Annotated in this window: 18 protein-coding genes and 1 tRNA gene; 8 read left to right on the top strand and 11 right to left on the bottom strand. The window is 59.8% G+C overall.

Annotation, left to right across the window (positions count from 1 at the left end):
* Nucleotides 1-38: 38 nt before the first annotated feature.
* The 3 genes from MGMAQ_RS21030 to MGMAQ_RS08460 form a co-directional block, all read right to left on the bottom strand.
* Nucleotides 39-227, bottom strand: a complete 189-nt coding sequence (locus tag MGMAQ_RS21030) for a hypothetical protein (RefSeq protein WP_046021193.1) — start codon at nucleotides 225-227, stop codon at nucleotides 39-41.
* 158 nt (nucleotides 228-385) lie between these two features.
* Nucleotides 386-784, bottom strand: a complete 399-nt coding sequence (locus tag MGMAQ_RS08465; RefSeq protein ID WP_046021192.1) for a sulfur globule family protein — start codon at nucleotides 782-784, stop codon at nucleotides 386-388.
* A 124-nt stretch (nucleotides 785-908) separates the two neighbouring features.
* The gene (locus MGMAQ_RS08460; protein ID WP_082085343.1) at nucleotides 909-1,868 is read right to left on the bottom strand and encodes a LysR family transcriptional regulator; all 960 of its coding nucleotides are present in this window, start codon (nucleotides 1,866-1,868) and stop codon (nucleotides 909-911) included.
* 145 nt (nucleotides 1,869-2,013) lie between these two features.
* Between MGMAQ_RS08460 and MGMAQ_RS08455 the strand changes: the two genes are divergently transcribed.
* The 6 genes from MGMAQ_RS08455 (at nucleotide 2,014) to MGMAQ_RS08430 (ending at nucleotide 8,360) form a co-directional block, all read left to right on the top strand.
* Nucleotides 2,014-2,814 carry a dienelactone hydrolase family protein gene (locus MGMAQ_RS08455; protein ID WP_148560903.1) on the top strand — a complete coding sequence of 267 codons (801 nt, stop codon included), beginning with the start codon at nucleotides 2,014-2,016 and terminating at the stop codon, nucleotides 2,812-2,814.
* A 2-nt stretch (nucleotides 2,815-2,816) separates the two neighbouring features.
* Nucleotides 2,817-4,433, top strand: a complete 1,617-nt coding sequence (locus MGMAQ_RS08450; RefSeq protein ID WP_046021189.1) for an ABC transporter substrate-binding protein — start codon at nucleotides 2,817-2,819, stop codon at nucleotides 4,431-4,433.
* Nucleotides 4,434-4,511: 78 nt separating this feature from the next.
* Complete coding sequence (locus tag MGMAQ_RS08445) at nucleotides 4,512-5,489, top strand: ABC transporter permease (protein ID WP_046021188.1); 978 nt, start codon at nucleotides 4,512-4,514, stop codon at nucleotides 5,487-5,489.
* Nucleotides 5,486-6,403 carry an ABC transporter permease gene (locus MGMAQ_RS08440; RefSeq protein ID WP_173427169.1) on the top strand — a complete coding sequence of 306 codons (918 nt, stop codon included), beginning with the start codon at nucleotides 5,486-5,488 and terminating at the stop codon, nucleotides 6,401-6,403. The genes MGMAQ_RS08445 and MGMAQ_RS08440 overlap by 4 nt, the downstream gene beginning before the upstream one ends.
* A complete protein-coding gene (locus MGMAQ_RS08435) occupies nucleotides 6,400-7,380 on the top strand; it encodes an ABC transporter ATP-binding protein (RefSeq protein WP_046021187.1) in 981 nt (326 codons plus the stop codon). The genes MGMAQ_RS08440 and MGMAQ_RS08435 overlap by 4 nt, the downstream gene beginning before the upstream one ends.
* Nucleotides 7,377-8,360, top strand: coding sequence for an ABC transporter ATP-binding protein (locus tag MGMAQ_RS08430; protein ID WP_052716254.1), 984 nt, complete (start codon nucleotides 7,377-7,379; stop codon nucleotides 8,358-8,360). The genes MGMAQ_RS08435 and MGMAQ_RS08430 overlap by 4 nt, the downstream gene beginning before the upstream one ends.
* 244 nt (nucleotides 8,361-8,604) lie before the next feature.
* Here MGMAQ_RS08430 and MGMAQ_RS08425 read toward each other — a convergent pair.
* The 6 genes from MGMAQ_RS08425 to MGMAQ_RS19525 all read right to left on the bottom strand — a co-directional run bounded on the left by MGMAQ_RS08425 (nucleotide 8,605) and on the right by MGMAQ_RS19525 (nucleotide 15,344).
* Nucleotides 8,605-8,680 (bottom strand) — tRNA-Glu (locus MGMAQ_RS08425).
* A 47-nt stretch (nucleotides 8,681-8,727) separates the two neighbouring features.
* Nucleotides 8,728-10,491: a single-stranded-DNA-specific exonuclease RecJ gene (gene recJ / locus MGMAQ_RS08420; protein ID WP_252508703.1), complete on the bottom strand. Its 1,764-nt coding sequence runs from the start codon at nucleotides 10,489-10,491 to the stop codon at nucleotides 8,728-8,730.
* A 49-nt stretch (nucleotides 10,492-10,540) separates the two neighbouring features.
* Entirely contained in the window at nucleotides 10,541-11,536 is a 996-nt protein-coding gene (glpX, locus tag MGMAQ_RS08415) for a class II fructose-bisphosphatase (protein ID WP_046021185.1), read from the bottom strand.
* A gap of 17 nt (nucleotides 11,537-11,553) precedes the next feature.
* Nucleotides 11,554-12,846, bottom strand: coding sequence for a homoserine dehydrogenase (locus MGMAQ_RS08410; RefSeq protein ID WP_046021184.1), 1,293 nt, complete (start codon nucleotides 12,844-12,846; stop codon nucleotides 11,554-11,556).
* A gap of 46 nt (nucleotides 12,847-12,892) precedes the next feature.
* Complete coding sequence (locus MGMAQ_RS08405; RefSeq protein ID WP_173427168.1) at nucleotides 12,893-14,119, bottom strand: LL-diaminopimelate aminotransferase; 1,227 nt, start codon at nucleotides 14,117-14,119, stop codon at nucleotides 12,893-12,895.
* A 139-nt stretch (nucleotides 14,120-14,258) separates the two neighbouring features.
* Nucleotides 14,259-15,344: an OmpA family protein gene (locus tag MGMAQ_RS19525; RefSeq protein WP_158498816.1), complete on the bottom strand. Its 1,086-nt coding sequence runs from the start codon at nucleotides 15,342-15,344 to the stop codon at nucleotides 14,259-14,261.
* A gap of 242 nt (nucleotides 15,345-15,586) precedes the next feature.
* Here MGMAQ_RS19525 and MGMAQ_RS08395 point away from each other — a divergent pair, with 242 nt between their 5' ends.
* Together MGMAQ_RS08395 and MGMAQ_RS08390 are read left to right on the top strand one after the other, a co-directional pair.
* Nucleotides 15,587-17,386, top strand: coding sequence for an alpha/beta hydrolase (locus tag MGMAQ_RS08395; RefSeq protein WP_046021183.1), 1,800 nt, complete (start codon nucleotides 15,587-15,589; stop codon nucleotides 17,384-17,386).
* A gap of 270 nt (nucleotides 17,387-17,656) precedes the next feature.
* The gene (locus MGMAQ_RS08390; protein WP_046021182.1) at nucleotides 17,657-19,771 is read left to right on the top strand and encodes an HD domain-containing phosphohydrolase; all 2,115 of its coding nucleotides are present in this window, start codon (nucleotides 17,657-17,659) and stop codon (nucleotides 19,769-19,771) included.
* Nucleotides 19,772-19,943: 172 nt separating this feature from the next.
* Here MGMAQ_RS08390 and MGMAQ_RS08385 read toward each other — a convergent pair whose 3' ends face one another.
* Together MGMAQ_RS08385 and MGMAQ_RS19520 are read right to left on the bottom strand one after the other, a co-directional pair.
* Entirely contained in the window at nucleotides 19,944-20,153 is a 210-nt protein-coding gene (locus tag MGMAQ_RS08385) for a cold-shock protein (protein ID WP_046021181.1), read from the bottom strand.
* 186 nt (nucleotides 20,154-20,339) lie between these two features.
* Nucleotides 20,340-22,178, bottom strand: coding sequence for an ATP-binding protein (locus MGMAQ_RS19520; protein ID WP_052716252.1), 1,839 nt, complete (start codon nucleotides 22,176-22,178; stop codon nucleotides 20,340-20,342).
* Nucleotides 22,179-22,248 lie beyond the last annotated feature (70 nt).

Raw genomic sequence — 22,248 nt, 5'->3', positions numbered from 1 at the left:
GGGTTCGCCCAATGGGGTCGAGAGGCTTCGGGTAATCTCTACGCCCCGGTCAATGCCAGCACCGCCACGGCGGCCCCGATCACCAGGCCGACCAGTACCGGTCCCGATCGCAAGAAGGCCCCCACGCCGCCCTGAGGACGGGCATAGCCACAATCGTCACAGACCCAGTGTTTCTTGCCGCCCACTTGTTCCAGTGTCATGTCGGAGGGGCATTTGGGACAGCGCATGGCGGGCCTCTCTGGAATAGTCCGGGGAATGCCAAAGCTAGCGGATCACCCCGGAAACAACAAGCCGGACTTGTCCGCGCCGCCCCCAAAGGCCGAAACAAAGAAACGGCGACTCCCAGAGCCGCCGTTTCGCATTCAATCAGATCTTGATCCGAGGATTATTTTGCTTCCGCGGGTGCCGCGGGGGCCGCCGGTGCGACCGGTGCCACGCCATAAGGGGCGCCCCAAGCTCCCGGATAGCCATATCCCCAACCGGGATAGCCACCCCAACCGTACGGGCCGTAGCCGTTGTAGCCATTCCAGCCGTTATAGCCGTTATAGCCCAACCCCGTATTGGCCCGAGTGTTACCGCTAAAGCCGAAGGAGAAATCTCCTCCGCCGTCGCCCCAGCCGTCACCCCAACCGTTGTTACCCCAGCGGTTTCCGCCCCAACCGGGACCCCAACCATTGTTGCCCCAGCCGGGTCCCCACCAGGCCGATGCGTCTTGGGCAGCAAAGGAACCGGCGGCAACGAGCCCGGCAACCGCCAAGACCTTGGTAAGATTACGAATATGCATACTTAATCCTCCTCTGACTATTTCCTTCCTGTTTGAAAGCAAGGAAAGAGGCTTTCCCATACTCCCATTGATAGAGACCTAAAATTTTACAAAATAGGACCGCAAAAACAAGTGAAAATGAGAGTCAGATGTCCCCCTCTCGCTTTCCACCTGAGAACGGCCCAAGGGCTTCGGACCAGCCGTCATGATGCTCCGACACGGCCGTGACCGCGCGCATGAACCGCCGGGTCAGCGGACGCAACCCAATGCGGGCCGGATAGATGAAACGAGAAATATGGGTCAGACCACCGTGCAATGGCCGGAACGTCACTTCGGGAGGCAAATCGCCTGCGACCGGAAAAGGACTCAGGAACGACACCGCGCCGGTTTCGCGGACAAACGACACCGCCGATGCGGCGGTCGAGGTTTCCACGATCATGCGCCACCCATGGCCGGACGATCTCAACAGGTTGTCGATATAGGCCCGCGTGGCATGCCGATGCGTCAGGCCGATCAACTCCAAATCTCCCGCCTCGGCAACATTGATTTCGCGGTTCGCCGTCAAGGGATGATCACGGCGCAGAAAACAGGCCATTGCGGCTTTGCGGAACGGTTGATCTCGCACGGCTTCGTGGGTCAATGCCGTATCGGTGATACCCACGTCGACGGCGCCCTCGGAAACCATGCCGATAATCGAAGGCGACGATCGGACATCCACCTGGATCGTGGCATTGATATTGGCTTCCAGGAACAAGGCCACGGCCTGTTGCAAAAACCCCCTGGCAAAGGTCGGAGGCGCGGCCACTCGGAGCGTTTCGACCTGATTGGAAACCGCGAGATTTTGTTGCATCCCTTCGATGGCATCGAAGACCCGGGCAGAGGCGGTACAAAAATCCAGCGCCGAACGCGTCGGAACGAGCCCCCTGCCCTGACGCTCGAACAGCGGCTGGGACAGCTTTGATTCCAGGCTTGCAAGCAAGCGGCTGACCGCAGGCTGAGAGAGACCCATGCGGGTCGCCGCAGCCGTAACGGTTCCCAAGGTCACCACATGATGCAGCGCCCGCATTTCCTTGAGACTCCAGTCCAGCTTTCCAATTGGCCGCATGCATCACCCGACTCTATACATACCAAATACGCATGAATATTTTTCCCATCGATCATGAAATGTAATGCATGATCGACGTCAAAGCAAGAAAGGGGGCCTTCCGCGGGTTGGAGAAACCCCTCGCCAATGGGAGAGACCGCCGATCATGTCAGCCGCTATCGCCTATCAACAGGCCTTTGTTGCCTTCCCTTCCAAACTCTATGGAGGGCGGAAACTTCGCGGGACACTGCACACCTTGGAAGATCAGATACAAGAGATCTCGAATACCGATAAGCGGGTTCCGCTGATTGTCTTTCTGCCCGGATCCAATGCCCGCAAACAAGAAGAACTGATGGCCGATTTTCTGGTCGAGGAAAGAGGGTTCGCCCTGATCGCCCCCAACACCCATGCGAGGCTAGACCGGCCAACCTATGAATCGCCCGCCGACCCGGAAGTTTATGAGCAGGTTCACCGTATGCGCCGGGACGAGGTGACGGAAGTCATGGAAAACCTTCAATCCTGGTCGTTCATCGACCACCGTTTCGTGGTTTTGGCGGGACTGTCGGAAGGAGCCGTGGCCGCGGCGACCTGGGATGGCAGCGGCATTGCCGCCCGCATTGCCATTGCCTGGAACTGCGAGCCGGGATACTTCGTGCCATCGGTCCACATTGCCGGAAACAGCAGCAAGACCCCTTTTCTCAATCTAAACGGCTACGAGGATGAATTCTTCGGGCCGCATTCCCGATTTAATCAAACTGGGAGCGTCGCCGGACATGGGGCGCAAACGCTTCGCGGCTTCCAACGGGCCAAAGTGATCCTCTACCCCGGTGTCGGCCATCGGGTGCTCGACCATGCGGAAGCCAGATACGATATCGCATGCTTTTTGGACTACTGGCGGGATCATTTTCTGGAAACCGAAGCGGGCTCCAGAAACCAGAATCACGCTTCAATAAATATGGGAGAATAGGAATGATGAGCCTACGCACAATGCTCCGGTCAATGGTTTTCACCACGGGAGCCCTGATCGTTTCCGCGCCGGTTTTAGCGGCGGATCTGGTGGTCGGGATCGCCTCGGAACCCAGTTCGATCGACCCTCACTATCACAACCTGGGCCCCAACAATTCGGCGGCCCGCAACGTCTACGACCGGCTGATCCACATGGATGCCAAGATGCAGTTGAAGCCTGCGCTCGCTGTCTCGTGGAAAGCCACGGACGATACGACCTGGGAAGTCAAACTACGCCAGGGCGTAAGCTTCCACGACGGCACCCCCTTGACCGCCGCCGATGTGGTCTTCACCTTTGACCGGATCCCACATGTGCCCAACAGTCCCTCTGCCTTCACCAAATTCTCCAAGACCTTTGTCTCGGTGGAAGCCGTGGATGATTATACCCTGCGGATCAAGACCAAGGGCCGCCAGCCGCTGACTCCGAACAATTTGGCTCAGGTGTCCATTGTCTCCAAGGAGACGGTGGAGGCCTACTATGCCGCCAACTCGTCGATTGCCAAGGATGTCCTGTCCATTGACAGCTCCCATTTCAACTCGGGCAAACTGGCCGTCGGAACTGGACCCTACAAGCTGACATCCTGGAAACCCGGCGAGGCCATGAAGCTGCAGGCCAATGAATCATATTGGGGCGGCGTGCCGGACTACAAAATCGTCGAGATGCGCCCGTTGAAAAACGATGCCGCGCGTCTGGCGGCGCTGCAATCAGGCGACGTGGATATCATCGACGGCGTTCCCACGGCGGACTTGAAGAACATGCAAGCCGACAGCAAGTACACCTTGTTCAAACAGCCATCCAATCTGGCCATCTACCTGCATATGGATTCCAACCGTTCGGATAGTCCGCACATTACCGCCAAGGATGGTGGCAAAATCAAAAATCCGTTGCTCGACGTCCGTGTGCGCAAGGCCATATCCATGGCCCTCAACCGCGAAGGTATCGTCGCACGCATCATGGACGAGGCGGCGGCCCCGGCCTCGCAGATGCTGCCCAAGGGTTTCTCCGGTGTTTCCGGTAAGCTCAGCCCTGTCGCCTATGACGTCAAGGGAGCCAAAAAGCTGCTGGCCGAGGCCGGATATGGCGATGGTTTCAAGATGATCATCAATGCGCCCAACGACCGCTATGTGAATGATGAACAAATTGCCCAGGCCATCGCTCAGTTGCTGGCCCGCATCGGCATCGAGATGTCCGTGCAGACCGAACCCAAGGCAACCTATTTCAAGAACGCCTCGGCACTGAAGTATTCGTTCATGCTGCTCGGGTGGGGGTCCTCCACCGGCGAGCAGGGATCGACCCTGATGTCCTTGCTGCACACCTATAAAAAGGAGGCCGGACAAGGAACATCGAATCGCGGTCGGTTTTCCGATGCCAAAGTGGACTCAATGCTCGAAGACGCCATGGCCGACGTGGATGAAGCCTCCCGTTCGGAAAAAATAGCCATGGTCGCCGAACGGGCCATCGGCGAGCTTTACGGTGTCATTCCGGTGCATTACCAGATGAACTTCTGGGCTGCTCGCAAGGGCGTCATCTATGCACCGCGCGCCGACAATTACACCGTCATCTCGGAAATGACTCGCTAAGATGCTCCACCAGCCGACCGCCGCGTCCACAATGGATGCGGCGGTCAATCCCAGCCAGCCCGGGAGGGGCCTTGGACCTTGGTGAATTTTCTCCTTCGCAGACTACTGCAAAGCCTGGCTGTCCTCCTGCTGATGTCGTTCATCGTCTTCGTCGGGGTCTTTGCCATTGGCAGCCCGGTAGACGTGCTCATTGATCCCGAGGCAACGGCCGCGGAATACGAGGCAGCGGTTCGGGCCCTTGGTCTGGACAAGCCCTGGTACGAGCAATACTTCATCTTTCTCGGTAATGTGCTTGATGGCAGTCTTGGGAACAGCTTCGTCTACAACGAACCGGCCCTCGACCTGATCCTATCGAAAATGCCCGCGACGATCGAGTTGGCACTCACCGCCATGGTCATCGCCATCGCATGCGGCATTCCGCTGGGCCTGCTCGCCGGGTTGAAACCGGGGACTTGGATCGAGCGGGCCATCATGTCCAGTTCCATCCTGTTTTTCTCACTGCCCACCTTCTGGGTCGGCTTGATGTTGATCATGGGATTCTCGGTCTACTTGGACATCCTCCCATCCGGCGGTCGGGGAGAAACGGTGGACCTATTCGGCGTTCCGGTCAGCTTTCTCAGTTTCGATGGGTTATCCCACCTGGCACTGCCCGCCATCAATCTAGCCATGTTCAAGCTGGCTCTGGTCATGCGATTGATCCGCGCCGGGGTGCGCGAAAACATGCTCGCGGACTATGTTGCGTTCGCGCGGGCCAAGGGTGTCAACGAGAGACGCATCGTCAGCGTTCATGTGCTGCGCAATATTCTCATTCCCGTGGTGACCGTGCTCGGCCTCGAACTAGGCAACGTCATTGCCTTCGCAGTGGTGACCGAAAGCATTTTTGCCTGGCCCGGCATGGGCAAACTGCTCATCGATTCCATCGCCGTGCTCGATCGACCGATCATCGTCGCCTACCTGCTGGTAACCGTGACCATGTTCATTGTCATTAATCTCGTTGTCGATCTTCTCTATTCGGCCCTCGATCCGCGCATTCGGCTGGAGGACATCAAATCATGACGCCCATTCCCGACGAAATGCCCGAACGTGAGCCCTTTCGCGACACGCCCCTGGGCCGGTTTCTACAGGATTTCTTTTCCAATCCCGTGGCGGTCATCGGCCTGGCCGGTTTCCTGCTCGTGGCTTTCATAGCCATCTTCGCTCCCTGGATCGCGCCACAGGATCCTTATGATCTGGCGCAACTGGATTTCATGGACGGCAACATGGAACCGGGGGCCCAGGCCGCCGCCGGTTTCAGTTTCCTGCTTGGGTCCGATGACCAAGGCCGGGATATCCTGTCGGGGATCATGTACGGCCTGCGCACCAGCTTGGCCATCGGAGCTGCCAGCGCCTTCATCGCCCTATCCATCGGCGCGGCCATCGGCCTTGTTTCGGCCTGGTTCGGCGGCCGCACGGATACCGTGATCATGCGTCTGGTCGAAGTGCAGATGAGCTTTCCCGCAGTGCTCATAGCCTTGGTACTGCTCGCTATTTTGGGCCAGGGCGTGGAAAAGATCATCATCGCCTTGGTGTTGGTGCAATGGGCCTACTACGCCCGCACCATTCGCGGCCTGGCCTTGGTAGAAAAGAACCGCGAGTACATCGACGCCGCCCGATGCCTGCGATACTCGCAGACGCGGATCATTTTCGGCCACTTGCTACCCAATTGCATGCCACCGCTGATCGTCATCGTGACCATGCAGGTCGCCCATGCCATCGCTTTGGAGGCCACCCTGTCGTTTCTCGGCATCGGCGTCCCGATCACCGAGCCCTCCTTGGGGCTGCTCATATCCAATGGCTTCCACTACATGCAGAGTGGTCGCTATTGGCTCTCCTTCTTTCCGGGCTTGGCCCTGTTGTTCACCATCGTTTCGATCAATTTGGTCGGCGATCACTTAAGGGACATTTTGAACCCGAGGACGCGTGCCCAATGATCGAACCCCTTCTCCGCGTGGAAAACCTGGAAGTCGAGTTCCCCATGCGCAATGGGACGATAGCCGCCTTGCGTGGTATCCATCTATCCATGGATCCCGGCGAAATCGTCGGACTGGTCGGCGAGTCCGGATCGGGCAAATCGGTCTTCGCCAAGGCCCTGATGCGCATCCTGCCACCGCCCGGGCGCGTCAGCGGCGGCACCATCTTGTTCCGCAACCAGGATATCTCCGAAATGGACGGCGAGAGCCTGCGGGCCCTGCGTGGCGATCGCATCGCCATGATTTTCCAGGACCCCATGGCAACCCTGAATCCGGTTATCCGCATCGACGAACAGATGATCGAGGCCATTCAGGCCCATGACCGGGTGCCACGCGGCGAGGCTCGGGCGCGCTGCCTCGACGCCCTCAAACAGGTGGGCATTCCTTCACCAGAGGAACGCCTAAGGTCCTATCCCCATCAGCTTTCGGGCGGTATGCGCCAAAGGATCGCCATTGCCACGGCGCTGCTCAACAAGCCCGATTTGATCCTGGCCGACGAAGCGACCACGGCGCTGGACGTGACCATTCAGGCGCAAATTCTCTATGAGGTGCGCAAGCTGTGCGAAGAGTCCGGAACCGCCCTGATCTGGGTCACCCATGACCTGGCCGTGGTATCCGGAATCGCCGATCGGATCGCGGTGATGTATGCCGGGCAGATCGTCGAGTATGGCGCCACAAGCGAGATTGTCACGGACCCTAGGCATCCCTACACCCGCGGCCTGATCGATTCCGTGCCCACGGAATCAGGTCACGGCCAGCCATTGGCCCAGATCCCGGGCTTGATGCCTAGCCCCGGAAATCTGCCGCCAGGCTGCGCCTTCGCGCCCCGCTGTTCGCATGCCGATGCCCTGTGTCAGCGCCAAGCGCCCTATCGCTCCACCGACGGCGATCGCCAGATCCGGTGCCACCATCCCTTGGGCAAAGGAGCGGCGCAATGAATGACCATCCCCTCCTGGCCATTTCCGGCCTCAGCAAAACCTTCACCAAGCCGCTTGGGATGACCGATCGGATCGCCAATCTATTGGGGGCCGAGCGCCTCCCCGAAACAGTCCGTGCGGTGGATGACGTGACCTTCGACTTGCGACCGGGCGAGGCCCTGGGCTTGGTCGGTGAATCCGGCTGCGGCAAATCAACCATCGCGCGGATGGTCATGAAGCTCCTGACTCCTTCGTCCGGCGCCATTGCTTATCGGGGAAATTCTTTGGAGACGATTCCGGAAAAGCAACTGCTGAAGATCCAGATGGTCTTTCAGGACCCCTATTCCTCGCTCAATCCGCGCATGCGCATCTCGCAACAGATCGAAGAAGCCATTGGCGTTCACGGCATTGTTCCGGCATCGGAACGTCAATCCTACCTGGAAGGCATCTTTGACCAATGCGGTATTCAGCCCGGTCTGACAAAGCGCTATCCACACCAGTTTTCCGGTGGCCAGCGGCAGCGGTTCGGCATTGCCCGTGCCTTGGCCATGCAGCCGGACTTGATGGTCTGCGACGAACCGGTCGCGGCCCTTGATGTGTCGATCCAGGCACAAATCATCAACCTGTTCGCTACCCTGCGGGAACATCAGAAAATCGCCTACCTGTTCATCAGCCATGATTTGAGCGTCATCCGGCATCTATGCGACCGGGTGGCAGTCATGTACCTGGGCCGGATCGTTGAAGAAGGGCCGGTGGACAAGGTATTGGACAATCCCGGCCATCCCTATACCCAGGCCTTAAAGGAATCCTCTCCGGCCATCAGCGCGGGAAAAAGGGCATTCGAACCGATCCGGGGGGAAATTCCTTCGCCCCTCGCCCCGCCCCCTGGGTGCCATTTCCATCCCCGTTGCCCGAAATCGGTGGCCGCCTGCTCCCTTGAATCCCCCAGGCCTCTTAGAGGCCCGGACGATAGGAGAGTAGCCTGCCACTTGGCCCATTGAGGGCCAAGGAGACGCTTTTTCGCCTCCGGACGGCTTGCCCCAAAGGCTATTGCGAATCTCCTCGCGGCCCATGTAGGACGGCCATTGGGCGGGGACAGGAATTCGGGCGAAATAGACCTGCTCGCGGCGGATCAAGTTCGTGCTCACAAAAACCTCCTTACCGGATGGGACGACCGTACCAGGGAGCATTCTTGCAAGTGCTTGATTTGCTAAGTGTTTGAGCGATTTCCGGTTTACAACCGGATGGCGACCCCAACGGGATTCGAACCCGTGTTGCCGGCGTGAAAGGCCGGTGTCCTAGGCCTCTAGACGATGGGGTCAGCGAGGGGTGCTCTTCATAGCGGCCCCGGAAGATGAAATCAAGCCCTTAACGTGGTCTTGTTTCCGCGACCCGGACGCCGTCATCGATCAGAAACTGCACGGCATTGCCGCCACGCCAGGTATCACGCCGCAGATGCCCGGCCAGATGGAAGGCCGCGCCTTGATGACGCAACAGGGCCTGGCCCAATTCGCTGTCCACGGAACGAAAGGCCATGGCATTGACCCGCCCGCCTTCGGCGGCCCCACTCAGCGTGCAACGCACATGATTCTCGCCGACAATTTTGGCATGGGTAATCAGCACATCCGCCAGCACGAACCGCGGCTCGGAATTCCCCGCGCCGAAGGGTGCCGCCCGCTCGATGGCGGCAATGGTGCCCCCATGGGCCGCCCCGACGCTCAAAACCGTGTCACAATTGAGTTCGGGAACAGGCCCCCCATCCCCCATGCCCCGATCCAAACGCTCGGCGATGAAACGCGCGAATTCGTCGACCCGCCGCGCGTCAACCGTAAACCCGGCGGCCATGGCATGACCGCCGCCTTTGAGCAGGATTTCCGACTGACGGGCGGCGATGACGGCCGCCCCCAGGTCCATGCCCGGCAAGGAGCGTCCGGAGCCGGTGGCCTTTTCCCCCTCCACGGCCAGGACACAGGCAGGACGGTTGAAACGCTCACACAGGCGGCTGGCCACGATGCCGACCACGCCGGGATGCCATCCTTCGCCCACGGCCATCACCAAAGATGGAAACAGGTGCTCTTCCGGCTCCCCTTCCACTTGGCTCAGAGCCTGTTCCAATACCATCGCCTCAATATCCCGGCGCTCCTTGTTCAAGGCATCCAGACGCTGAGCGATCTCGCGGGTGACGGATGGATCGTCGCTCCCCAATAGGGTTGCCCCCAGGTCCGACTGACCCACGCGGCCGCCGGCATTGACCCGCGGACCCAAGAGGAACCCGGCGTGATAAGTGCCCGGCGCCTCATTGACCCCGGCCACATCAGCCAGAGCGGTCAGGCCGCCATTGCGCCGCTTGGCCATGACCTTCAGCCCCTGGGTCACATAAGCCCTATTGAGTCCCACCAATGGCACCACGTCGCAGACTGTGCCCAGGGCCACCAGGTCGAGCAGCCCCATCAGGTCCGGTTCCGGGCGTTGGTCATGGTACCAATCCCTTTCCCGCAGCCGCCGGTTCAGGGCGACGGCGAACAGAAACGTCACCCCGACAGCGGCCAGATGCCCCTGCCCCGGCGGCTCGTCCAACCGGTTGGGATTGATGAAGGCATGAGCCTTTGGCAGCTTGGGTTCCACGGCATGATGATCGATGACCACCACGTCCAACCCAACCTCCGCCGCGACATCCAAGGCCTCGAAGGCCGTGGAGCCGCAATCCACGGTGACCGCCACGGTGGTCCCTTGCTCTCTCAGGCGGCGCAGGGCCGGTCCGTTGGGGCCATAGCCCTCGCTGAGACGGTCTGGCACATAAAGCAAGGGTGACCCACCAACGGCCCGCAGGAAGCGTCCCAGCAGGGCCGCCGAGGTCGCCCCATCCACGTCATAGTCCCCGAACAGGGCAATGGTTTCGCCATTGGCCAGGGCATCGGCAAGACGGGTGGTCCCGGTGGCCATGTCTTTGAACCCATCCGGGTCGGGCATCAGGTCGCGCAGGGTCGGATTGAGATAGCTGGAAGCGGTCTCCAGGTCCACGCCTCGGGCGGCCAGAACCCGCCCGGCCAATTCCGGAATATGAAATCTTTGGGCGAGGGTCATGGCCAGACGATCATCACCCGGCCTTTGTCGCCAGGCTTTGCCCCGCAAGGAGCGTTCAACGCCTAGATAAGCCGGCGAAGTCGTGTCGTCATTCACCTCAAGCACCGGTTAGCGGATCGCCCGCCGCGTCCAGGCTGTGGCGTGACTGAAGGTATCGCAAGGTCCCTGTCGCGCTTCGCATCACCAGGGAATGGGTGACCGCGCTGTCCCCGGATCGGCGGACACCACGCAACAAAACGCTTCTGGTCACGCCGGTGGCAGCCAACATGATATCCCCCGAGGCCATATCGGCCGCGGAGAAAATCCGGCTCGGATCGCTCAATCCCATCTCTCGGGCCTTGGTATGATCCTCATTGGTTCGCAGCAGCAGCTTTCCCTGCATTTGCCCGCCCACGCAGCGCAGAGCGGCGGCCGCCAGAACCCCTTGCGGGGCTCCGCCGATCCCCATGTACATATCCACCCCGCTTTCCGGCTCCAAGGTGGCCATGATGCCACTCACATCGCCATCGGCGAAAAGCATGATGCGGGCCCCGGCCTCGCGTACCCGCCAGATCAGTTCTTCGTGCCGGGGGCGATCAAGAATACAGACCACCAAGTCTGGAACCGCAATCCCCCGCGCTTCGGCCACCCGTTTCAGGTTGTCTTCCGGCTCGGCCTCCAGATCAATGATGCCTTCGGGCAGGCCCGGGCCCACGGCAATCTTATCCATATAGACTTCAGGCACCGGCAGCAGCCCGCCCGCATCGGTCAGGGCCATCACGGACAGGGCGTTGGCCGTGCCCCGGGCACAGGCCGTAATGCCCTCCAGAGGAGTCAGGGCAATATCGACCCGAGGGCCGACGCCCCCGCCGACCCGTTCACCAGGACAAAAACTGCTGGAAGCGCCGTCACCGAATTCGCCGATCACCACTTTGCCGTCCAACTCCAACCGGGCAATGGCGGCGCCCATGGCGGCGGCGGCGGCACCATCGGCCGCCATCTCATCGCCCCGGCCCATCCAGGCACCGGCAGCCAGCGCGGCAATCTCGGTGACCTGGACCGTATCCATGGCCAGATTGAGGTGGCTGCTCAAGGGGCGATCGGTTTCCATCATCGAGTCTCCTTCGGTGTTCAGAATGCCTCGATACGGATCATCCGGGGCGGTTCCACCACGGCATCCAGACTCTCGATGGCCGCCAGGGCCCCGACCATGGCCGACTCCCGAGCTTCATGAACCGTCATTACCAGCGGCACCGGCTCATAGGGCGCCCGGCCATGCTGCAACACCGATTCCATGGATACATCATTGTCGCGCAGGGCCGCCGAGATATCAGCCATCACGCCCGGCTTATCCAAAACGGTAAAGCGAACGTAATAGGCGCCCGAATGCTCACCCATGGGCCGAGTCGGCAACTTCTCAAGGCGCTTCACCGGTAGCCCGAATGTGGGCAGGCTCAAGCCGCGGGCGATATCGGCGATGTCGGACACCACGGCAGAGGCTGTTGGTTTTTCTCCCGCACCCCGCCCCACATGCATGGTGGTACCCACATAATCACCATGGGCCACCACGGCGTTAAACACGTCCTCGACCGCTGCGATGGGAGCATCCAGAGGCACCATGCAGGGATGCACACGTTGCTCCACGCCATTCTCGGTGCGGCTGGCCACCCCCAGCAACTTGATGCGATAGCCCAGTTCCGTGGCGAAATGAATATCCAGTGCGGAAACGTGACGGATACCTTCCACATGCACCGCATGGAAATTGAGCTCGCAGCCGAAAGCAACCGCCGTCAGAATCGACAGCTTGTGCGCTGTATCGATCCCATCCACGTCGAAGCTCGGGTCCGCCTCGGCGTAGCCCAACTCCTGTGCTTCATCCAACACGTCGCTGAACTCCCGCCCGCTCTCGCGCATGGCGGTCAGGATGTAATTGCAGGTCCCGTTCATGATCCCGTAGACGCGGGAATAATTGTTGGCCACCATACCTTCGCGCAGGGCCTTGATGATCGGAATCCCTCCCGCCACGGCCGCCTCGTAGGCCAGCTGAACACCCTTGGATTCCGCAATCCCGGCCAGCTTGCCGCCATGATGGGCAATCAGGGCCTTGTTGGCGGTGACCACATGCTTGCCGTTCTCCAACGCCGCTTCGCAGAGCTTTTTGGCGATCCCGGCAGATCCGCCGATCAATTCAACCACCACATCCACGTCATTGGACGAGGCCATGGTCATGGCATCGTCGTGCCAGGTAATGCCGTCCAGGGAAATGCCCAGATCCCGACTCTTTTCCCGCTCGGCCACCGCGCTGACCACAATCGGGCGCCCGCAACGGGCGGCCAACAGATCGGCATTCGCCAGCAACAGTTTGACCGTCCCGCCTCCGACGGTCCCCAGACCGGCGACCCCGACGCGCAATGGTTCACTCATGGAACAACTCCCCGCTTCTTAGGTTTTGTTGATGGCCGCCCCGGCTTTAACCTGCCTGGGCGCGGCGTTTCTCGGCTTCTTCCAGGGCTTTGTCATAGGAACCCAGGAACGTCTTGATACTACGAACCGCCTGACGGGTGCGATGCTTGTTTTCCACCAGACCGATGCGCACGAATCCGTCGCCATGCTCGCCGAACCCGAGCCCCGGCGCCACCGCCACTTGGGCCTCGCTCAGCAGCATCTTGGAGAACTCCATGGAGCCCAGATGCGCAAAGGCAGGCGGAATCGGCGCCCAGGCAAACATGGTCGCCGCCGGGGACGGCACCTCCCACCCGGCTTGGGCCAGCCCCTCGATCAGCACGTCGCGGCGCTCCTTGTAAAGCGCGCGGATTTCGTCCACGCAGTCCTGTGGGCCGTTCAACGCCGCCGCCGACGCCACCTGAATGGGGGTAAAGGCTCCGTAGTCCAAATAGGACTTGATCCGTGTCAAAGCGGAAATCAGTTTCTTATTGCCCGCCGCGAAACCGATGCGCCAGCCGGGCATGTTGTAGGTCTTGCTCATGGAAGTGAACTCGACGGCGATATCGCGGGCGCCCGGCACCTCGAGGATCGAGGGCGGCGGCGTGGTATCGAAATAGATCTCTGAATAGGCCAGATCCGACAGGATCCAGATCCCGTGATGGCGGCAGAAATCCACCACCCGGGCATAGAAGTCCAGATCGACCAATTCCGCCGTGGGATTATTGGGGTAGTTCAAAACCACCGCCGTCGGCTTGGGAACGCTGTGGATCACGGCCCGTTCCAGAGCCTCGAAGAATTCTTCGTTGGCCTTGACCGGGATATTGCGCACCGCGGCGCCGGCGATGATGAAGCCGAACTGATGGATCGGGTAGCTGGGATTGGGTACCAAAATCACGTCGCCGGGACTGGTGATGGCCGAGGCCAGATTGGCCAGTCCCTCTTTCGAACCCAGGGTGACAATGGCCTCGGTTTCCGGATCGATATCCACGTTCCACCGGCGCGCGTAATAGGCTGACAGAGCCTTGCGCAGGCCTGGAATACCGCGCGAATTAGAATAGCGGTGGGTGCGGCCGTCCTGCACCGTCTCGATCATTTTATCGACGATATGCTTGGGCGTCGGCTGGTCCGGGTTGCCCATGCCGAAATCGATGATGTCCTCGCCAGCAGCGCGGGCCTTTGCCTTCATCGCGTTGACTTCGGCGAAGACATAAGGGGGAAGGCGCCTGATGCGGTGAAACTCCTGGTCCATCATCTGATTTGCTCGATTGTCTAAGCCCCGGCCCGGGCGGTAAAGCGACCGTGGATGGGGTGGTTAAGGGTTGGCCCGCCCCGCGTCAAGCGGGACGAAGCGATACCCGGAAAAAAACGACAAGGCCCCGAGACCCGGTCCTTTAGCGCAGGAAATAGATTTCCGTACGACGATTGCCTGCCTCGCCCGCCGGCATGACTTCGTAGAAGCGCGGCTCGTGATCCGAAACCCCGGCAGTCTGAACCTGAGAGGACGGGGCGCCGTAAGAGACCAACGCCTTGGCCACCCGCTCCGCGCGGGCCGTGGACATGCTCAGGTTGACCATCTTGTGCTTCACCGGATCCATGTCGCGTGTGCGGCTGCTGGCATGACCAACGACGCGAACGACGCCGCCTCGCTCACGATGCAAGGCCACCACTTGACGCAGAATGGTGCGGTCATGGGCACTCAGTTGCGACGAGCCGTCCTGGAACTGAATGGTCGCCACGCGCAAGGCATTGCCGGGCATGATGTTGCGTCTGTCGGCACCGGTCAGAGTCCCCCGACGGTCCATGGGCAGGGCGGTGACGGGCATCTGCAAACCCGATCCGGAAATCACCACCGGACCAGCGGCGGTTGGATCATAGATCCCCGTGGCAAAAGCAGCGGACCCGGGGCGCGAGGGTAACAAGGCGCCAGCCTGGGATTCAGAGGTCACCACCTGCAAGGGCTGCGGACGCGGGCCAAGCCAGGGCATGGGCGGCACGGGCTGGGCCGGACCGGCCGGTTGCGCCGAAGCGGTTTGCGGCGCGCCCGGCACCGAAGGCGCCGTGGGAACCGGAGCCATGGGCACCGGCGCCCCGGCCACCATCGGCGCGGACACCGTCGGCATGGGCGGTGCTGCCATGGGCGCATTGGCTGATGTCGGGGCCCGGGCGATGGGGATATCGTCGGTCATGTCATTTTGACGCGAAATGGTATCTGCCGCATAGCGATTACGGATGTTATCCGCACGCAGCCCCTCGGCGACCTGAGCCCGTTCTGCTTCCGCACTGGCTTGCAGCGCTTCCGGCGTATCGGCGACGGAAGGATAGTCCCGATCCCCGCCCGGCGCATCGACCACTTCGACATCGCCTTCGGCTGTTGGCTCGTCATCGAACCAATCGGGGGTGTAGTCGTCCATCCAGGCAGTGGAGCAGCCCCCCAGGGCCAACGGCACCATCATCGCCAAAACGGCAGTCGACTTCATAAGTTTATCCATCATTCCCTTGCCCTTGCCATACCAACTGTCAAATCCGAACCGAATGCCGCATTGCAAAAAAATATCCGATTCCATTTTCCAGCCTGAAGAAATTCCGTTAAAACTATACAAACGACGCCGAAAAATAAACGGTGGAGAAAGAACCGGGCAAATCCGGTTCCAGCGGGGAGTCAGCACCATACGCCATAAGAATGCGTATGGGCGCGAACTTATTGGGAAAAGGGAGCTCCATGTCCGACAAGCAATCAGCTGAACCGACCATGCCCGATCCGGGCGAAGTCAGTACGATCATGAGCGATATCGCCGAACGCAGCCAAAGGCTGGTGGCCGATTTTTTGAGTAAGCAGACGGGTGACGGTTCTACCGGCCCCATGGACCCGCTGAATATCGGCCAGGCGTTCATGGATATGACCGCCAAGATGATGGCCGACCCTGCGAAGCTCATGCAGGCGCAAATGACTCTGTGGCAGGACTACATGGCCCTGTGGCAAAACACGACCCGACGCATGATGGGCCAGGAAACCGAGGACGTGGTCACCCCGGCGCGTGATGATCGCCGGTTCCGCGACGATGCCTGGAACGAAAACGAGGTCTTTGACTATATCAAGCAGTCCTACCTTCTGACTTCACGTTGGATGCAAACGGTCGTTGGCGACGTGGAAGGCCTGGACGACAAGACCAAGCACAAAGTGGATTTCTATACCAAGCTGTTCACCGATGCTCTGTCGCCGACCAATTTTGTCGCCACCAACCCCGAAGTGCTGCGCGCCACGGCGGAAAGCGGCGGCGAAAACCTGCTCAAGGGCCTGCAAAACATGCTGGAGGACCTGGAGCGCGGCAAAGGTCAGCTGCGTATCTCCATGACCGACTACGAAGCCTTTACGGTCGGCGACAACGTCGCCAACACGCCGGGCAAGGTCGTCTTCCAAAACGACATGATGCAGCTGTTGCAATACAGTCCGTCCACGGAAGACGTCCAGAAAACCCCGCTGCTGATCGTGCCGCCTTGGATCAACAAGTTCTACATCATGGACCTGCGGGCCAAGAACTCGATGATCAAGTGGTTCGTGGATCAAGGACTGACCGTCTTTGTCATCTCCTGGGTCAACCCCGATGAGCGCCACGCGACCCGGGATTTCACCGACTATATGCTCGAAGGCCCGATCACGGCTCTCGACGCGATCAAGGAAGCCACCGGCGAGGAACAGGTCAACGCCATCGGCTATTGTATCGGCGGAACCCTGATGGCCGGCACCTTGGCCTATATGGAAGCCAAGGGTGACAAGCGCATCAAGTCCTGCACCTATTTCACCACCATGATCGATTTCGCCGAGCCGGGCGACCTGGGTGTGTTCATCGACGAGGAACTCCTCGCCGGGCTGGACAAGGCCATGGCCGAAAAGGGCTATCTGGACGGGGCCGAAATGGCGCAGACCTTCAATCTGCTGCGCTCCAACGACCTGATCTGGTCGTTCGTGGTCAACAACTACCTGTTGGGCAAGGACCCCTTCCCCTTCGACCTGTTGTACTGGAATTCGGATTCCACCCGACTTCCCGCCACCATGCACAGCTTCTACCTGCGCAACATGTACCTGGAAAACAAGTTCATCGAGCCGGGCGGTTTGGAATTCGGCGGTGTCCCCATCGACCTGCGAACCGTCAAAACGCCGTCCTATGTCCTGTCGGCGCAGGAAGACCACATCTCGCCGTGGAAATCCAATTACGTGGCGACCCAAACCTATTCCGGCCCGGTCAAGTTCGTGCTTGCCGGTTCGGGGCATATCGCCGGGGTGATCAATCCTCCGGCGGCCGGAAAGTATTTCCACTTCACCAAACCCGGCAAAGCGCCCAAGGACCCCGATAAATGGCTGGAAGGCGCCAAGCGTGTCGAGGGTTCCTGGTGGCCCGATTGGCTCAAGTGGGTGACCAAATACGGTGCTGGCAAGGTTCCGGCCCGGGTTCCCGGCGATGGCAATCTGAAGGTGATTGAAGAAGCACCGGGATCCTTTGTGAAAGAGCGCCTGGAATAGTCGGTTCGAGACCGGCCAAGACATCAAGAAAACGGGGCCCCTAGGGTCCCGTTTTTTTTACACGGATTGCCATCCCCCAACCACCACATACCTAACCTATGACATTATATTATCTTTTCATTTTATTGTTTTATAGTAATTTTTAGTGCCGTGAAAGCGGGTCACTTTGAGAAACTCCCAAGCCCTCGCAACGAAACTCAGCTTGAATTCACGGCCATAGACCGGGAGAATGACACCCACGTCACCCCGCCGCCCAAAGGAAATTCATCGATGACTGACAGCGCCCCTTCCCCGGCTCCCTCCGGTACCGGCGGCTCCCGTGCCCGCCTGATGGTCTTCGGCGCCATGGGGCTTTTGGCCGTGGCACTGATCGGCGGAATTATTGCCGTAAACCTCTTCATCGAACGAGAGCGCGACCGCGACATGCAAGGCTGGCAGGTCCGATTGGGCATCATCGCCGATAGCCGCGCCGCGGCGGTACAGCAGTGGCTGGATAATCAGTTCGGAGTCATGCGCGGACTGGCCGAGAATGCCTCGCTACAGGTCTATATGTCGGAGTTGAGCCTGGGCGATGGCGACGGGGTCGAAGGGGAATACCTGGAAAGCCTGTTGACCGTCACCGCCCATCAAGGCGGTTTTCGAGCCGACGCCCCGGCGCTGGAAGTGCGGGCCAATGTGGCAGCCGCCGGACAGGCCGGGATCGCCCTCACCGATGCCCAGGGCAATCTTTTGGCCGCCACCCCCGACATGCCGCCCATGACTCCGCGCCTGCGCGCTGCCATGGATGAGGCCGCTAGAGGCCAACCGGCCTTGGTGGATATCCACGAAGGTGCGGCGGGACCAAGCACCGGGTTCGTGCTGCCGGTTTACGGGATCCAGGACGACGCCGGCTCTTCGACGGCCTTGGGCTTCGTGGTCGGTTTCAAGAAGATCGATCGCGATCTATTCGACAATCTGAACCAACCCGGCGATACGTCGGAAACCGCCGAGACCCTGCTGGTCCGGCGGGTGGGCGCGATGATCGAGTATCTATCGCCATTGGCCGACGGCACCGCGCCGCTCAAGCGCCGCCTGGCGGCCAATACACCAGACCTGGCCGCCGCCTTTGCCGAGCAATCGCCGGGTGGGTTTGGCGAGTATGTGGATTACGCCCAAGCGCCGGTTCTGGTCACCGGTCGCGGCATTGCCGGAACCCCTTGGGTGGTTCTGCGCAAGATAGCCAGCGCCGAGGCCCTGGCCGCCACCGACAGCCGTCTGGGAACCATGCTGATCGTATTCATTGCCCTGATTGTCGGTCTCGGTATCACCATCATTGCGGTCTGGCGCCACGGCACCTCGGTTCGCACCGCCAAGGCCATGGGCGAGATGACCGTTGCCCTGGAGCGCTTCCAGAACTTCTCCAAGTTCCTCACCGTGGTCACCGACGGCCATCCGGCAATGATCGCCGCTGTTTCCGAGGACACCAAGTTCACCTTTGCCAACCGCTGGCTGGCCGAGACCGCCGGAATTCCCAAGGATGACATTTTGGGCAAGACCATGGCCTCTGTGGTCGGCCCAGTGAAGGCGCGCGAGCTTGAACGGGTCAATCAGGAAGTCTTTAAATCCTTTGAACCCATGAGCAAGACCTTGAGCTTCGAGGAAGAAGGAGGGCAGCGGCATATCTATCGCGGCCACTTCCTGCCCCTGCGTGGCGACCGGGATTACCCCCCCGCGGTCCTGCAAATGCTGCAAGACGTGACCGATGTCGTGGAAGAACGGGAAAAGCGCGAACGCACCATGCGCAAGCTGGTCACCACCTTGGTATCCCTGGTGGACCGGCGAGACCCCTACTCCGCCCACCAATCGGCCCGTGTCGCCGAAGTGGCCCAGGCCATCGCCGAGGAAATGGGGGAACCGGAGGAGATGGTGCGCACCGTTGACCTTGCGGGCAACCTCATGAACCTGGGCAAGGTGCTGGTGCCGCCTGAACTGCTAACCAAAACCGGCAAGCTATCCGACGACGAAGTGAGCAAAATCCGCGAGTCTATGCTCAATAGCGCCGACCTGTTGGAGGGGCTCGAGTTCGATGTGCCGGTGGCCGCCGTGGTCCGCGATCTACAGGAGAAATGGGATGGCTCGGGCTATCCGGAAGGCAAACGTGGTGAAGAAATCCACCTGGGCGCCCGCATCATCGCGGCTTCCAATGCCTTTGTCGGCATGGTCAGCCCCCGGGCCTATCGAGACGCCATCCCCTTCGACAAGGCAGCGGCAATCCTACGCGAAGGTGTGGATGTCACCTACGACCGCCGACCGGTCTCGGCCCTGGGCAATTTCCTTGATAACCGAGGGGGGCGTACTGGCTGGTCCCATTATATGGAACCGCCCAAATCCTTGGTGGATGATTGAAGAAGTCTGTTGGGAACGGAACATTGTGGGTTCGATAGGCACACGCGCTAACGCGTGACGAATCTCCCAAACGTCACTTCCCACCCCTTTATCGCAGCCGCTTCTATGGGCGGCTTTACGGTAAGGAACTCCCGATCCCAGCGGACCCGGAATCGGGAGATACCTGGATCTTTTACTCGGTTACCTGAAGGTCCTGAGCGGCATATTTGCCATTGCGGCCTTGAGCCAGCTCATAGGAAACCTTCTGGCCCTCATTCAGAGTTGCCAGTCCGGCCTGTTGGACTGCGGTGATATGCACAAAGGCATCGTCTCCGCCCGCATCGGGTTGAATGAACCCATAGCCTTTTTCCGGATTGAACCACTTAACCGTGCCTGTAGGCATTAGAAAACTCCTTGAGTGTTGACTTCGACTTGCCCCCGCTTCTCGCCCAACAGGCTTCTTGCATGCACAAGTCAGCTAAAACCCTAACCGCACCAGCAAGAATGTAAAGGGGGCTGCGTGGAATTTTGACCATTTTTATACCCCGGCGCGCCTCTAAGGGGGGATTCTCGCTCCAGCGGCGACGGCCTATTCGGGGGCGGCGGCTTGTGGAAGGGAAAAATAGAAGGTTGTTCCCTTACCCAAACACGATTCGACCCAGATTCTCCCACCATGGCGCTCGACGATTTTTTTGGCGACCGCCAGACCAATCCCCGTGCCGCCGTATGCATCGTGATTATGGAGGCGTTGGAAGATGGCAAAGATCCGAGCATGAAACTCTTCGGCGATCCCGATTCCATTGTCGGCAACGGAAAATACCCATTGGTCGCCTTGCAAGGCGCCGCTCACGACAACTTCCGGAGCCCGGTCCTCGTCGGCATATTTAAGCGCATTGCCGATGAGGTTTTCGAATAGTCGAACGATCTGTGATCCATCCACCTCGCAGACGGGCCATTGGCCCTCCACCTTTACGGTCGCCCCTTTCTCGTCAATGGTCACGGACAAATCCTGCATGGCCACCTGGAGGATATTTTCCATGGGAAGCGGAATCAGCTCTCCCCCTTTAGTCTCGACTCGGGAGTATTCCAAAAGATCGGTGATCAGATGATTCATGCGAAGGGCGCCGTCCACCGCAAACCCAATGTATTCGCTTGCTGTATCATCCAGCTGATCGGCGTAGCGCATTTTGAGAAGCTGTAAGTAGCTGCCAACCATGCGCAGCGGTTCTTTCAGGTCATGGGAGGCCACATAGGCAAATTGCTCCAACTCCTCGTTGGACAGGGTTACCTTGTCCAGAGCCTGGCGCAATGACGCCTCGGCCCGCTCCAACGCCAAGTTATCCGCATCCAGCTTCAGGTTCTTGTTTGCCAGTTCCATCGCATGGAGCGACGCCAGATCCCTGGCTTTGGCAATATCGGTGGCCATCTGATTAAAGGCAACGATGAGCTCGCGGACTTCTCCCGTTGCCGCGACGGAGATCGTCTCCGGTGTCTGGCCTCTTCCCACTTGCTTGCTGGCAGCCACCAGTCGTTCCAAGGGGAAAACCATGCGCAGGACGAAGTAAGTGAAAAACAACAGGGCAACCAGGATAAAGAACACAGCGGTGATGGTGGAAACATTTAGGATCCGGCGGATCGTGACTTCCGCATCCGCTAGGTCTTGCTCCACAACAACAAGCAATCCGGCTCCGGCCAATCCCAGCGGCATTCGGACTCTGAGCACCGGCGCACCCGCAAGGCCAATCTCGCCGACGGGTGCCTCTTTTCGCTGCAAAGCATGGGTAGGATTGCGGTGGGCGACAACAACCCCTTCTTCGTCCACGATGTAAGCTTGGGTCCCGGGGCCCAAAGTCAGGTGAGCCAACAAATCCCATACGGCTTTGAAGCGAAGGTCCGCGACCATGACACATTCCACTTGACCGGTTATCGGCATCTGCAAGGGGATCAGCATGGTAATCAGAGGCTCATTCAGGCTCTCATCCATGCGCACCCCTCCAAAGAGTGGCTGACCCGTTTCAATCGCCGAAGCCATACCCTTGCGATCTCGGAACAAGCGGGAATGCAGACCCGGCTGCATATTGCTTCTGGAAACAACATCCGCCGTCCCCCCCTCCAGATCGATAATCCGGAGTGTCTGGAATGTTTTGTTGCGCAACAGCAGCGCCTGTAAAACCTGATATCTCCGTGTATCAGCCCGCAAGCCGATACCGATCATGTTATCGATGACCTGCACATCCCGCCGCGACGCTTCGAACAGGCTGCGAACACCATCGCGAACCCGCTCGGCTGTTGCTTGTAGAATTACGCGGCTATGCCAAGTTTCTTCGTCTTTGATGGCGTTGCCAACCAACAAGGCGGCCAAGAGCAACGGCCCCACGGCCAGTCCCACAAACGCAAGAAAAAAGCGAAACTTTAGACTTCGAAACACGACGTCCTTCCTGTTGAGCGGAAGTCAGTGCCTCTATTATACAGTTCGCCAACGCAAAATGTCTCGCGGT

Origin of the sequence: Magnetospira sp. QH-2, assembly GCF_000968135.1 — a bacterium.
GTDB lineage: Bacteria > Pseudomonadota > Alphaproteobacteria > Rhodospirillales > Magnetospiraceae > Magnetospira.
The sequence above is the reverse complement of the archived record's forward strand: the minus strand, read 5'-3'. Positions and strand labels throughout refer to the sequence as shown.

Coding starts and splice junctions, on each gene's coding strand:
- MGMAQ_RS08465 (WP_046021192.1), bottom strand. CDS start 784: ATGCATATTCGTAATCTTACCAAGGTCTTGGCGGTTGCCGGGCTCGTT.
- MGMAQ_RS08435 (WP_046021187.1), top strand. CDS start 6,400: ATGATCGAACCCCTTCTCCGCGTGGAAAACCTGGAAGTCGAGTTCCCC.
- MGMAQ_RS08390 (WP_046021182.1), top strand. CDS start 17,657: ATGACTGACAGCGCCCCTTCCCCGGCTCCCTCCGGTACCGGCGGCTCC.
- MGMAQ_RS19525 (WP_158498816.1), bottom strand. CDS start 15,344: ATGAAGTCGACTGCCGTTTTGGCGATGATGGTGCCGTTGGCCCTGGGG.
- MGMAQ_RS08405 (WP_173427168.1), bottom strand. CDS start 14,119: ATGATGGACCAGGAGTTTCACCGCATCAGGCGCCTTCCCCCTTATGTC.
- MGMAQ_RS08440 (WP_173427169.1), top strand. CDS start 5,486: ATGACGCCCATTCCCGACGAAATGCCCGAACGTGAGCCCTTTCGCGAC.
- MGMAQ_RS08460 (WP_082085343.1), bottom strand. CDS start 1,868: ATGCGGCCAATTGGAAAGCTGGACTGGAGTCTCAAGGAAATGCGGGCG.
- MGMAQ_RS08410 (WP_046021184.1), bottom strand. CDS start 12,846: ATGAGTGAACCATTGCGCGTCGGGGTCGCCGGTCTGGGGACCGTCGGA.
- MGMAQ_RS08430 (WP_052716254.1), top strand. CDS start 7,377: ATGAATGACCATCCCCTCCTGGCCATTTCCGGCCTCAGCAAAACCTTC.
- MGMAQ_RS08385 (WP_046021181.1), bottom strand. CDS start 20,153: ATGCCTACAGGCACGGTTAAGTGGTTCAATCCGGAAAAAGGCTATGGG.
- MGMAQ_RS08450 (WP_046021189.1), top strand. CDS start 2,817: ATGATGAGCCTACGCACAATGCTCCGGTCAATGGTTTTCACCACGGGA.
- MGMAQ_RS08395 (WP_046021183.1), top strand. CDS start 15,587: ATGTCCGACAAGCAATCAGCTGAACCGACCATGCCCGATCCGGGCGAA.
- glpX (WP_046021185.1), bottom strand. CDS start 11,536: ATGATGGAAACCGATCGCCCCTTGAGCAGCCACCTCAATCTGGCCATG.
- MGMAQ_RS08455 (WP_148560903.1), top strand. CDS start 2,014: ATGTCAGCCGCTATCGCCTATCAACAGGCCTTTGTTGCCTTCCCTTCC.
- MGMAQ_RS21030 (WP_046021193.1), bottom strand. CDS start 227: ATGCGCTGTCCCAAATGCCCCTCCGACATGACACTGGAACAAGTGGGC.